This is a genomic window from Stenotrophomonas sp. K-6 (assembly GCF_056861555.1).
Map to the genome: position 1 here is coordinate 229,543 of NZ_JBSPUC010000002.1, position 12,999 is coordinate 242,541.

8 protein-coding genes are annotated in these 12,999 nt (G+C 66.8%); 3 read left to right on the forward strand and 5 right to left on the reverse strand.

From position 1 onward, the window contains the following. Positions 1 to 128: 128 nt before the first annotated feature. The 3 genes from AC13F7_RS06395 to AC13F7_RS06405 are packed head-to-tail and all read right to left on the reverse strand — an operon-like array spanning position 129 to position 7,872. Entirely contained in the window at positions 129 to 3,224 is a 3,096-nt protein-coding gene (locus AC13F7_RS06395) for an efflux RND transporter permease subunit (RefSeq protein ID WP_482999611.1), read from the reverse strand. Further along, complete coding sequence (locus AC13F7_RS06400) at positions 3,221 to 6,730, reverse strand: efflux RND transporter permease subunit (protein ID WP_482999612.1); 3,510 nt, start codon at positions 6,728 to 6,730, stop codon at positions 3,221 to 3,223. Before AC13F7_RS06400 ends, AC13F7_RS06395 begins: the two co-directional genes overlap by 4 nt. Continuing rightward, a complete protein-coding gene (locus tag AC13F7_RS06405) occupies positions 6,727 to 7,872 on the reverse strand; it encodes an efflux RND transporter periplasmic adaptor subunit (RefSeq protein ID WP_482999613.1) in 1,146 nt (381 codons plus the stop codon). The genes AC13F7_RS06400 and AC13F7_RS06405 overlap by 4 nt, the downstream gene beginning before the upstream one ends. A gap of 204 nt (positions 7,873 to 8,076) precedes the next feature. Here AC13F7_RS06405 and AC13F7_RS06410 point away from each other — a divergent pair, with 204 nt between their 5' ends. Both AC13F7_RS06410 and AC13F7_RS06415 read left to right on the forward strand, forming a co-directional pair. Continuing rightward, positions 8,077 to 8,469, forward strand: coding sequence for a c-type cytochrome (locus AC13F7_RS06410; protein ID WP_482999614.1), 393 nt, complete (start codon positions 8,077 to 8,079; stop codon positions 8,467 to 8,469). Positions 8,470 to 8,477: 8 nt separating this feature from the next. Continuing rightward, a complete protein-coding gene (locus tag AC13F7_RS06415) occupies positions 8,478 to 8,939 on the forward strand; it encodes a c-type cytochrome (RefSeq protein ID WP_019183110.1) in 462 nt (153 codons plus the stop codon). 45 nt (positions 8,940 to 8,984) lie between these two features. Here the strand turns inward: AC13F7_RS06415 and AC13F7_RS06420 are convergent, their stop codons facing one another. Both AC13F7_RS06420 and AC13F7_RS06425 read right to left on the reverse strand, forming a co-directional pair. Then, positions 8,985 to 10,868, reverse strand: coding sequence for an ATP-binding cassette domain-containing protein (locus AC13F7_RS06420; protein WP_123729046.1), 1,884 nt, complete (start codon positions 10,866 to 10,868; stop codon positions 8,985 to 8,987). 36 nt (positions 10,869 to 10,904) lie between these two features. After that, complete coding sequence (locus AC13F7_RS06425; RefSeq protein WP_482999615.1) at positions 10,905 to 11,801, reverse strand: LysR family transcriptional regulator; 897 nt, start codon at positions 11,799 to 11,801, stop codon at positions 10,905 to 10,907. A 104-nt stretch (positions 11,802 to 11,905) separates the two neighbouring features. Between AC13F7_RS06425 and AC13F7_RS06430 the strand changes: the two genes are divergently transcribed. Then, positions 11,906 to 12,982 (forward strand): YeiH family protein, encoded by a 1,077-nt coding sequence (locus tag AC13F7_RS06430; RefSeq protein WP_482999616.1) that lies wholly within the window; start codon positions 11,906 to 11,908, stop codon positions 12,980 to 12,982. Positions 12,983 to 12,999: the final 17 nt, after the last annotated feature.

Consider the following 12,999-nt stretch of genomic DNA (forward strand, 5'->3'; position numbering starts at 1 on the left):
GAAAGGCCACGCAATGCGTGGCCTTTTTTGTGCACGGCCGGCACTACCGCCCCATGTGCAGATCCACGCCCTGCGTGGATGCGGTTCGCAAAAAAAGGGAGGCCCGCCCAACGGGCCTCCCCGCACCCTCAAATCGATTCCGCGCCCGGCTCGACTACCGGGGCAGCCACGCCTCGGCCACGCGCACGCTGGATGATCCGCGACACCGCCGTGCTCATGTCATCCAGCATGGCGTAGATGGTCGGCAGGAACAGCAGGCTGACCACCGTGGAGAACGCCAAGCCGCCGGCGATGGCGCGGGCCATCGGGTAGTACGGCGGCCCGTTGCCCAGCAGCTGGGTGTCGGTCATCGAGATCGGGATCATCGCCAGGATCGCGGTGCCCATCGTCATCATGATCGGGCGCAGGCGCTCGCGTGAACCCTCCACCAGCGCCTGGGTCCGCCCCATGCCGCGGCGGCGCAGGTTGTTGATGTGCTCGATCATCACGATGCCGTTGTTCACCACCACGCCCATCAACACCAGGATGCCGATGAAGGACATGATCCCGAACGAGGTGCCGGTGATCCAGAACAGCCAGAACACGCCGAAGATCGAGAACAGCACCCCGCTCATGATCGCCGCCGGGAACAGCAGCGACTCGAACACCGCCGCCATCACCACGTAGATCATCACCAGCGCGATCACCAGATTGAACATCATCTGCGACATCGCCTTGTCGTCGTCGCCGTAATCACCGCCGTCGAAGCTGAAGGTGTAGCCGGCCGGGAAGCTCATGGGCTTGAGCATCTCTTCCATCGCCTTGCGCCCTTCCGGCACGGTCACCTTCTCGGCCAGATTGGCCTTGATGGTCAACGTCGTCTGGCGGTTGGTGCGACCGATCTGCGTGGCCGAGGGTTTGATCGCCACATCGACCAGGCTCAGCAGCGGCACCGAACGACCGTCGCCGGTACGCACGGTGTAACTGGCCAGATCCTCCGGGCTGCTCTGCTCGGCACCGGCGAAGCGCACCCAGACCGGCACTTCGCTGTCGCCGCGGCGGAACTCGCGCAGCGGCGCACCACGCAGGGCCAGGCCGACGAAGCTGGCGACCTGCTCGGCATTGAAGCCGAACGCAGCGGCGCGCTCGCGGTCGACGTGGATGGACAGCTCGCTGCCCTTCTCACCGTTGTCGATGCGCACATCGCGCAGCTCCTTGCGCTGGGCCAGCAACGGCACGACTTCCTCGCCGATCTCCTGCAACATCTTGGTCGAGTCGCCGACCAGCTGCACCTGGACCTGGTTGTTGCCGCCGCCCCCACCTTCGCCCGAGTTGCCCACCACGTAATCGGCACGCGCCGAGCGAGGCAGCCCCTTGCGCAGTGCTTCCTGCACGGCCGGCATGTTCTTGGCATGCTCGGTATCGAAGGTCACGATCGTGCTGCTGCCTTCCTGCTCGCTGTACCAGGAATACACCTGCGTGATGTGCAAGGCCTGGCGGTTGTCGTCCAGGTAGCGTTCAACACGCGCCACTTCCTCGGACATCTGGCCGAAGGTGTACGCCCCCTTCCAGTTGTAGCCGATGAACACCTCGTGGCCGCCCTCGCCACCGAACATGTCGATCTTGGTGAGCTTCATCGGCACCAGGCTGATCAGCACCACCATCAGGATGCCGAACACGCTCCAGCCACGGTGCTCCAGCGTCCACTGCAGGACCTTGGCATAGCGGCGCTGCAGGCGGGCGATCACGCCCGTTTCCGAATGCACCAGCTTGGGCGTCTGCATGCGCGCGGACAGCATCGGGATCAGGCTCACCGCGACCAGCCAGGAGGCCAGCAGCGAGACCGAGATCGTGATTGCGATCTGCGCCATGAAGATGCTGATGTTGTTGGTCTCACCGAACAGGTTCGGCACGAACACGATGCAGTGGCACAGGGTGCCGGCGCTCAGCGCGATGGCCACGTTGCGGGTGCCGATGATCGAGGCCAGCCGCGGCTGGTCGGGCATGCGTTCGCGTTCCTGGTAGATGCTCTCCACCACCACCACGGCGTTGTCCACCAGCATGCCGACCGCCAGCAGCAGGCCCATCATGGTCAGGATGTTGAGGGTGACGCCGGCGAAGTACATGAAGCCCAGCGTGATCACGAAACAGATCGGGATCGCCAGGGTCACCATCAGCGTGGACGGCCAGTGGCGCAGGAAGAAGAACAGCACCGTGACCGACAACAACAGGCCCACCGCACCGGCTTCGGCCAGCTCCAGCAGCGAGGACGTCACCATCTTGCCCTGGTTGTCGATCACCTTGATCTGCACATCGCGCATCGAGGGCTGCTTGCGGATCGCCTCGACCTCGGCCAGCGCGGCACGCGAGACCTCGACCAGGTTGGCGCTGCGCTCCTTGAAGATGTCCAGACCCACGGCCGGGTTGCCGTCCAGGCGGCGACCGTAGTTCATGCGGGTGGGCTTGAGCCGGATCTCGGCGATGTCACCCAGGCGCAGGCCCTTCGTATCGATCACCAGATCGCGCAGTTCCTGCAGATCGGTGATCTCGCCCACCGGCTGGATCCGCACGCGCTGGCCGTTGTCGTCGATCTGCCCGGCCGAGATCGAGAAGTTCAGCGTACGCAGGCGGTCGCTGAGTTCGTTGATGCTCAGGTTGTGCGCGGTCAACCGGTCCGGGCTGATCGCGATCTCCACTTCGTTCGGCGGCGCGCCGGAAATGTTGACCCGTGCCACGCCCGGGATGCGCTCGATCCGCCGCTTGAACTCGCGGTCGAGCATGTCGTACGCGCCGGTCAGATCGGTGGCGCTGGCCAGGCGTACCTTCAGCACCGGATCGTCACTGCTGGACCACTTGAACACGTTGTAGCGCTGCAGGTCGTCGGGCAGGTCGCTGCGGATCGCATCGATGCGCTCACGGGCATCGGAGGCCGCGATGGCGATGTCGCGGTCCCAGTCGGTGAACTCGATGAAGATGCTGGCGCCTTCGGAGGTGGCCGACGAGCGCATCCGCTTGATTCCGGTCATCGTGGCCAGTGCTTCTTCGGTCGGCCGGATGATGTTGCGCTCCACCTCCTCCGGGGTGGAGCCGGTATACGGCACCTGCACGAACAGGAACGGTGCGGAGATGTCCGGCAGCGCCTCCAGCGGCAGCCGGAACGAGGCGATCAGGCCCACCACCGCCAACGATACAAAGCACATGATCGTGGTGATGGGCCGGCGGATGGAGAACTCGGCAATGCTCATGCCGGCTCCTGTGCAGCGTCAGGGTCCGTTTCGGACACGCGCGTCTTGAGGTGGCGGCCACGCTCGCGGTAGTAGGCATCGCCACGACGGTCGAGCAGGTCGTACACCACCGGAATCACCACCAGCGTCAGCAGCGTGGAGACCAGCAGGCCGCCGATCACGGTGATCGCCATCGGCGCGCGCACTTCGGCGCCCTCGCCCATGGCCACCGCCAGCGGCAGGAAGCCGAACAGCGTGCACAGCGTGGTCATGATGATCGGGCGCAGGCGGGAACGCGCGCCTTCCACCAGCGCCTCGCGCTTGGGCACACCGGCCTCGCGCAGCTGGTTGACCTTGTCAATCAGGATGATTGCGTTCTTGGTCACCAACCCCACCAGCAGGATCAATCCGATGAACACCACCACCGAAATCGGCTTGCCGGTCAGCATCAGCGCCAGGATCGCGCCGACCAGGGCGAGCGGAATGGTGAACAGGATGACGAACGGGTGCAGCAGCGATTCGAACTGCGAGGCCATCACCAGGTAGACCAGGAAGATCGCCAGGCCGAAGGCGAAGATCAGCGAGCGTGCCGAATCCGCCAGCTCCTCACCCTGCCCACCGATGTGCATGCCCACACCCGCACCCAGCGGCTGCTTGGCGACCATGTCCTGCACTTCGCGCACCGCGCCGCCCAGGTCGATGTCGCGCAGGTTGGCCGAGACCACCGCCACGCGGGTCTGGTCGGCGCGATGGATCTCGCTCGGGCCGTTGGTGGCCACCACCTCGGCCACCGAATCCAGCGTCACCGGCCGGTTGCTGCCCGGATTGACGATCAGGCGGCGGATGCTGTCCACGCTCGCCCGGTCACCTTCCTGGGCACGCACCAGCACGTCGATCTTGCGGTCGCGGAAGCTGTAGCGCGTGGCCACGTCGCCGCGCACCTTCTTGACCACCACATCGGCGATCTGCCGCGTGGTCAGGCCCAAGGCACCGGCGCGCTCCTGGTCGAAGCGGATCTGGATCTCCGGGAAGCCTTCCTCCACCGTGGATTTGACGTCGGCGTAGTGCGGGTTGTTTCGCAGCATCGCAGCCAGCGCCTTGCCCGCGGTTTCCAGCGTGGCCATGTCCTGGCCGCGCAGTTCCACTTCCAGCGGGGTGGAGAAGCTGAAGAGCGCCGGGCGGGCGAAGTCGACCTGCACCCCAGGGTGCTGCTGCATCGATTCGCGCAGACGCTCGGTGATCGCCGCTTCGGTGCGCGCGTTGCCGCCACCGGCCATGACCACGGTCAGCTTGCCGATGTTTTCGCCACTCTCGGTCGGGCTGGCATCCAGGCGGGTGCCGCTGCCACTGACGCCGTACAGCGAGGCGATGCTGTCGTCCTTGGCGTGGGCCAGCTGCATCTCGCGGACCAGCGCATCGGTCTGCTTCAGCGGCGTGCCGGCCGGCAGCTTGGCAGTCATTTCAAAGCGGTCCTGCGCAAGCTGCGGGATCAGATCCGCACCCAGCATCGGCACCAGGGCCATCGTGCCGATGAACGCCAGCGCCGCCAGGCCCAGCACCTTGCCCGGGTGATGCAGCGCACCCGGCAGCAGCTTGAGGTAGCCACGTTCGGCACCGGCGTAGGGCTTCATCGCCACATCGCTGGCCTTGCGCATCACCGGGCCGACCACGGCCACCAGGCCGCGCCAGACGCGGATCACCGACCAGGCCATCCCGAAGCAGATCCAGCGCACCAGCGTGCCCACGCCACGACGGCTGCCGGCGACCGGCTTCAGCCAGCGGCTGTCCGGCTGCCACGGCTGATGCGTGGGTTCTTCCGGGAAAGCCAGCGGCGGGCGGCCCTTGAGCGAGCTCAGCATCGGGATCAGGGTCATCGAGACCAGCAGCGAGATGGCGATTGCGATCGCCACGGTCAGCGCCTGGTCGCGGAACAGCTGGCCGGCGATGCCGTCCACGAATACCAGCGGCAGGAACACCGCGATGGTGGTCAGGGTCGAGGCGACCACGGCCATGCTGACTTCGCGGGTGCCTTCAATCGCGGCCTGCAGAATGCTCAGGCCGCGCTCGCGCGCTTTGGCGATGCTCTCCAGCACCACGATGGAATCATCCACCACCAGGCCGGTAGCCAGCGCCAGACCGCCCAGCGACATCACGTTCAAGCTCAGGCCGAGCTGGCCCATGAAGAAGAACGTGGTGATGATCGAGACCGGCAGCGACAGGCTGATCACGAACGTGCTCCAGCCATCGCGCAGGAACAGGAAGATGATCAGGATGGCGAGGATGCCACCGATCACCGCGTCTTTCTTGACGTCGCTGATGGCATGTTCGATGAAGCGCGACTGGTCTTCGATCGTGGTCAGTTCGGCATCACCGGGAACCTGGCCCTTCATCTGTTCCAGACGCGCACGCAGCGCCTCTGCGGTCGAGACCGTATTGGCATCGCCCTCCTTGTAGATCGCCAGCTCGACCGCTTCCTTGCCGCCGAGGCGGATGATCGCTTCGCGTTCCTTGTAGCCCTGGCGCACGGTGGCGACATCCTTCAGCCGCACCGGCACGCCATTGGCGATGTTGGTGGAACTGCTGCTGGACGCGCTCTGTGCCGCCGAGGCGGCGGCGATGGCGGCATCCGAGCCGGTCGACGCGGCGATGGCGAACATCTGCTGCATCGCTGCATCGGCGGCACTGCCGGTGCTGCTCTGGGTGGTGACCAGCAGGTTGCGGATGTCCTCCAGATCGGCGAACTGGTTGACGGTGCGCACCAGGTAACGCTGCGAGCCTTCCTCCAGACGACCGCCGGAGATGTTGATGTTCTCTTCCTTGAGCCGCTTGATGACGTTGTCGATCGGCAGGTTGAGCTGGGCCAGCTTCTGCTGGTCGATGTCGACCTGGATTTCATCCTCCAGACCGCCGCCAACCTTGACCGCCGCCACGCCGGTAACCGGCTCCAGTTTCTTCTTCAGATCTTCATCGGCGTAGCGGCGCAGCTCGGTGAGCTGGCGCACGGCCTCGGCATCGCTGGATGGATCGGTCTTCGCCGAGATCACCAGGCGCATGATCGGCTCGGTGGACGGATTGAAGCGCAGCAGCACCGGGGACTTCGCCTCCAGCGGCAGGTTCAGCGCTTCCATCTTGTCGCGCACCTCCAGGCTGGCCTGGTCCATGTTGGTGCCCCAGGCAAACTCGAGCACCACATCGCTCTGCCCGGTGCGCGAGATCGATTTGAGCTTGCGCAGGTTCTTGACCACGCCGACGGCCTCTTCGACCGGCTCGGTGATCAGCGTTTCGATTTCCGCCGGGGCCGCACCGGTGTACTCGGTGCGCACGGTCAGGGTCGGGTAGCTCAGGTCGGGCAGCAGGTTGACCTTGAGATTGCCCAGCGCGATGAAGCCGAACAGCATCAGCGTGACGGTGAACATCGCGATGGTGACACGGCGGCGGGTGGCGAACTCCACCAGGCCGCCGCCATGGGCACCCGGGCGCTCGCCCTGGTGCGGATCCTTGCCGTGGTCGTTGCCGGCCGCTGTCATTGACGGCTCTCCGCCTTGGCCGGCGCCGGCGTGGCGACGGCGGTGGCAGCCGGCTTGGCGCCGATCACCTGCACCACGGTGCCGTCACGCAGCGCCACCTTGCCGGCGGTCACCACCTGGTCACCGGCGGCCAGACCCTCGCGGATTTCCACCCACGGGCCTTCGGCATAGCCGAGCTTGACCGGCACGCGCGCGGCCTTGCCCTCGCGCACGCGGAACACCGCCGGCTCGCCATCGTCGAGCAATGCGATGCGCGGCACCACCAGGGCATCGGCGCGCTGGTCGTAGTCGATGCGGATGCGGCCGAACATGCCGGGCTGCAGGCCGTCAGCATCTTCGCCGAACCCGCTGACCACGCGGAACGTGCCGCTGCCGGCGTCGACCACCGGCGAGATGCGGTCCACCGTGCCGGGGAAGGTCTTGCCCGGCAGCGCGTCGGCGATCAGCGTCACCGGCTGACCCGGGCGCAGCGTGGCCAGCTCGCGTTCGGGCACGTTGAGCGTGGCTTCCAGGCGCGAGTTGTCGACGATGCGGAAGATCGGCGTGTTGATCTGCACGAAGTTGCCGGTCTTGATCGAGCGCGAGGCGATCACCCCCGAGATGGGTGCGATCACCGTGGTGTAGGAAAGCTCCAGCGTGGCCAGGCGGTACTGCGCGCGGACGTTTTCCAGGTCGTACTTGATCTGGTCGACGTCCGAGGCGCTGACCATCTGCTGGCCGATCAGCTTCTGGGCGCGCTGGTAGTTGTTCTCCAGCTTGCGCATCTGCGCTTCGCTCTGGGCGACGGCCAGACGCGCCCGGTCCGGATCCAGCCGCACCAGCGGCTGCCCGGCGCGTACCTGCTGCCCTTCCTCGACCAGCACCGCCAGCGCGACACCGGAGGTCTTGGCGACCACCTGCGACTCGCCCCTGGGCTCCAGTGCAGCCGTGCCGGTGTAGCTGGCGGCGACCGCGCGATGGCTGGCGGCGACGGCTTCGACCGGTACCGCATCGACCTTCTTCTCGGCCTTGCCGTCCTTTTCAGCGGCATTGGCTTCGGCTGGGCCGGCGCCACCGCAGCCGCTGAGCAGCAGGGTGGAAGTGATCAGCAGTGCAGCGGCGCAGCGTCCGGTGCGGCCGAGCAGGAAAGAATGTCGCGACATCGTCGTGTCCCTAAGGATGCGTGGGCAGGTGTGGTAGCAAAGTAATGCACCACGTCACGACCACACCATATCCCAAAGGTCATGGTGACCTGTGACGATGGCTTTCCGACCCCGGTTTCAGCTAGATGAAATGGCAGGCTATACTCGGCCCAGTTCCGTACCCCACGCCGGAACGACCAGACCCGTTTATCGGAAAAGGACATCATGCGCCCGCAGCCGCTCGCCGCTTGTCTCGCTCTGGCCGTCCTCCTGCCCCTCGGGGCCGCCGCACAGGCCGCAACACCCGCTCCTGCAGTACCCGCCACCCCCGCTCCGGCTGCCAGCGCGCCGGCGCCTGCCGCCGTCACCGGCCGGTTCGACAATGGCCGGGTCCTGGCGTACACGTGCCAGGGGTGCCACGGCATCACCGGGTACAAGAACGCCTACCCCAGCTACAAAGTGCCCAAGATCGGCGGGCAGACCCGTGAGTACCTCAGCCAGGCGCTGACCGAGTACCGCCACGGCAAGCGCAAGCATCCGACGATGCAGGCGCAGTCGATGAGTTTCAGCGAACAGGAGATCGCCGATCTCGCTGTTTACCTGTCCACCGTCAAATAAGCGCGCTCATGTCGAAAGCCACGCCACTCCAGCGTTACGCCATCGCCCTGTCCGTTGCCCTGCTGATGACTGCATGCTCGCAGTCACAGGTGGAGAACAGCGCAGATTCCGCCGCCGATCCGGGCCACGCCAGTGGTGAACACGGGTCCGGCTCCTCCGCCGGCCTGCCGGCCGGCCGCATCGCTGCCGGTGAGGCACGTGCCCAGGTCAAGGGCAAAGCCACCGGCCAAAGCTGCATCGACTGCCACGGGGCGGACGGCAACAAGCCGATCGACCCGACCTATCCGAAACTGGGTGGGCAGTACGGGGATTACCTGGCGCACAGCCTGCAGGCCTACCGCGCGGGGGACCGCCAGCACGCGCTGATGACCCCGCAGGCGACCGACCTGAGTGATCAGGACATCGCCGATCTGGCCGCGTATTTCGGCTCACGGCCGACCCAGCTTCGGGATCTGCACGGCTTGAAATGACGGCGGTAGAGCCGACCAACGGTCGGCTCTACAACGATCGCCGGATCAGGCGTCCAGTTCTTCCCAGCGGGCGTACGCCGCATCCAACTCGGCCTGCACCTTGGCGAGCTTCGCATTGTGCGCGGCCATGTCGGGCGCGCTGCGCTGATAGAACGCCGGGTCGTTCATCGCGGCGGTGAGGCCTTCGACGTCCTTCTCCAGCGTTTCGATCTTCAACGGCAGCTGTTCCAGCTCGCGCGCGTCCTTGTAGCTCAGCTTGCGCTTGGGCTCGGCCGGCGCGGCAGCGGCAGCGGCCGCAGCAACCGGCTTGGCGGACACTACGGGCGCGGACGCAGCCGCGGCGGCCACGCGTGCGGCGTGGCGCTGCCAATCGGTATAGCCGCCCACATACTCGCCGACCACGCCATCGCCTTCCATCACCATCGTGGAGGTCACCACGTTGTCCAGGAAGTCACGGTCATGGCTGACCAGCAGCAACGTGCCGGTGTAATCACTCAGCAGCTCTTCGAGCAGCTCGAGGGTTTCCACGTCCAGATCGTTGGTCGGTTCATCCATCACCAGCAGGTTGGACGGCTGCGCGAACAGCTTGGCCAGCAGCAGGCGGTTGCGCTCACCACCGGACAAACGGGTGATCGGTGCGCGGGCGCGCTCGGGCGAGAACAGGAAGTCCTGCAGGTAGGCATGCACGTGCTTGCGCTTGCCGTTGAACTCGATGAAATCACGGCCCTCGGCCACGTTCTCGATCGCGGTCCAGTCTTCGCGCAGCACCGCACGGTACTGGTCGAAGTAGGCGATCTGCAGGTTGGTACCGGCACGCACTTCGCCGCTCTGCGGCTGCAGGTCGCCCAGCAGCAGCTTGAGCAGCGTGGTCTTGCCGCTGCCGTTCGGCCCGATCAGGCCGATGCGGTCGCCGCGCAGGATGACGGTGCTGAAGTCCTTGACCATCACGCGCTCGCCGAAGGCGAACGAGATGTCCTTGACGTCGATCACCTTCTTGCCGGAGTTCTCCGCCTGCGCCGCTTCCATGCGCACGTTGCCGCCAAGTTCGCGGCGCTGCGAGCGATCGTTGCGCATTGCCTTGAGGCGGCGCACACGGCCTTCATCGCGGGTGCGGCGCGCCTTGATGCCCTGGCGGATCCAGATTTCTTCCTGCGCGAGCAGTTTGTCGAAGCGCGCGTTTTCCTGCGCCTGCGCGTTCATGCGCTCTTCGCGGCGGCGTTCGTAGTTGGCCCAGTCGCCCGGCCAGCTGGTGACCTGGCCGCGGTCGATCTCGACGATGCGGGTAGCCAGTGCACGCAGGAAGCGGCGGTCATGGGTGACGAACACCACGCTGCCGTTCCAGTTCTTGAGGAACATTTCGAGCCAGTCGATGGCTTCGATGTCCAGGTGGTTGGTCGGTTCGTCGAGCAGCAGCAGATCCGGCGAGGACACCAGCGCGCGGCCGAGCAGCACGCGGCGCTTCATGCCGCCGGACAGGCGCGCGAATTCGGCATCGCCGTCCAGGTCGAGCTTGGTCAGGGTTTCGCTGACGCGCTGGTCCAGGCCCCAGCCGTTGGCGGCATCGATCTTGGCCTGCACCGCCGAGAGCGCATCGCCGTCGAAATCGTCGGCCATGCTCAGGTGGTGGAACTCGGCCAGCCACTGGCCCAGTTCGCCCAGGCCATCGGCGACCACGTCGAACACGCTGCCGGCGGCGCCGTGCGGCACCTCCTGTTCCAGGCGGGTGATGCGCACCCCCTGCTGCACGCGGACTTCGCCATCATCGGGCTTGTGATCGCCGGACAGCAGTTTGAGCAGGGTCGATTTGCCGGCGCCGTTGCGCCCGATCAGGGCGATACGCTCGCCCGGCTCGATCGACAGTTCGGCTTTTTCCAGCAACAGGGGGCCGCCGACGCTGAAGTCGACGTTTTGCAGAGTAATCAGAGGCATCCGACCATTGTACGGTCTGGCGATGCGCGGCGTCGCTTACTGCTGACCGAACGCGTCCGCAGGCAGCCCCAGCAGTTCCCCCAGCGCCGGCGGCACCCGCTTGCCGGGATGGCGTACCAGCCACAGCTGGCGCGACATGGGCGGCACCGGCGTGTCCACCTCGGTCAGCCTCCCCAGCGCAAGCAGATCGGCCACCGCCTGCCGCGACAGGCACGCCAGGCCAAGCCCGGCCGCCGCCGCCTGCTTGATCGCCTCGGTGCTGCCCAGCTGCATGGAACGGGCGAAGTGGTGCAGGTGCGGCAACAGCGCCTGCTCGACCGCCTCGCGGGTGCCCGAGCCCGGCTCGCGCAGCAGCCAGCGGGCCTGCGCCAGCGCCGCGACATCCATGCAGGCCGGCGTCGTTCCCGGCGCGGCCACGATGACCAGTTCATCGCGCTGCCACGGCAGCACCTGCAGGCCGCTTTCGTGGCACGGGCCTTCAATCAGGCCCAGATCCACCTCCAGCCGCTGGACTGCGGCGACCACGTCGGCGCTGTTGCCGATCCGCAGGTCGACCTGGGCCTGCGGATTGTCGGCCAGCAGCGCGGCGACGCGGGTCGGCAGCAGGTAGTTGCCGATCGTGGTGCTGGCCCCAAGCCGCAGCAGCAGGGGCTGCGCACCGGTTTGGATCTGCCCGACGCCGGCCAGCCGCTCCAGATCGACGGCGGCGGACAGCAGCGCGCGGGCGGGATCCAGCAGCGCCCGCCCCTGCGCGTTGAGCACCAGCCGGCGCCCGATCCGGTCGAACAGCGGGCCGGCGAGCTGGCTTTCCAGCTCATTGAGGGCAGCGCTGGTGGCCGATTGCGACAACGCCAGCTGCGCTCCCGCCGCAGCCGTCGTGCCGGCGTCGGCGATGGACACAAAAACCTGCCATTGGCGAAGGGTGAGGTGCATGCCGCCAATTAACGCACCAAACAGGTCGAAATGACATAAACAATTCGTTTTACAGGTTCATCAACGGCGCGCAGGCTAGGAAGGTGATCTGACTGGAGACACCTGTGAACAGCTCTGCCGCCGCCCTGCCCTGCTCCACCAACGCCCAACGCTGGCGCAGCCGCCTGCCCGGGCTGCTGCTGACCGGCGCGGTGGCTGCAGCGGCCATGGGACTGGCACCGCTGCCGTGGTTACAGGCGCACGGCATCAGCGCGCTGACCCTGGCCATCATGCTCGGCATTGCCGTGGGCAACACCGTTTATCCGCGGCTGGCGGCCCATGCCGGCGCCGGGGTGGGGTTTTCCAAGCACTGGCTGCTGCGGGCGGGCATCGTGTTGTACGGCCTGCGCCTGACCTTCCAGGACATCGGCCAGGTCGGTGTCGGCGGGGTGCTGATCGATGCGCTGGTGCTGACCAGCACGTTCGTGCTGGCCTGGTGGGCCGGGACGCGGTGGTTCGGGCTCGATCAGCAGAGCGCCCTGCTGATCGGCGCCGGCAGCTCGATCTGCGGTGCGGCGGCGGTGATGGCGGCCGAGCCGGTCGTGCGCGGGCGCGCGGAACAGGTGACCGTGGCGGTCTCCACCGTGGTGGTGTTCGGCACGCTCGCGATGTTCGTGTACCCGGCGCTCTACCAGCTCAACCTCACGCACGGGTGGATCGCGATGAGCGCGCAGACGTATGGCGTGTTCACCGGCTCGACCGTGCACGAGGTCGCCCAGGTGGTCGCCGCCGGTCGCGCGGTGAGCGAGCCTGCCGCCGACACGGCCGTGATCGCCAAGATGGTGCGGGTGATGATGCTGGCGCCGTTCCTGGTCGCACTGTCGGTGCTGCTGGCGCGCGGTGGTACGCCTGGCGCGGTCGGCCAACGCGTGAAGATCGTGGTGCCCTGGTTCGCGTTCGGCTTCGTGGCGGTGGCCGGACTCAATTCGCTGAAGATGCTGCCGGCGGCGGTGGTCAGTGCGGCGATCGATCTGGACACCGTGCTGCTGGCGATGGCGATGGCCGCGCTCGGCCTGACTACGCATGCCTCGGCGCTGCGCAGGGCCGGGATGAAGCCGCTGCTGTTGGCGCTGCTGCTGTTCGGCTGGCTGCTGGTGGGGGGGCTGGGGATCAATCTGGGCGCGCACGCGCTGCTGGGCTGAGGCACGCCGGGCGGACT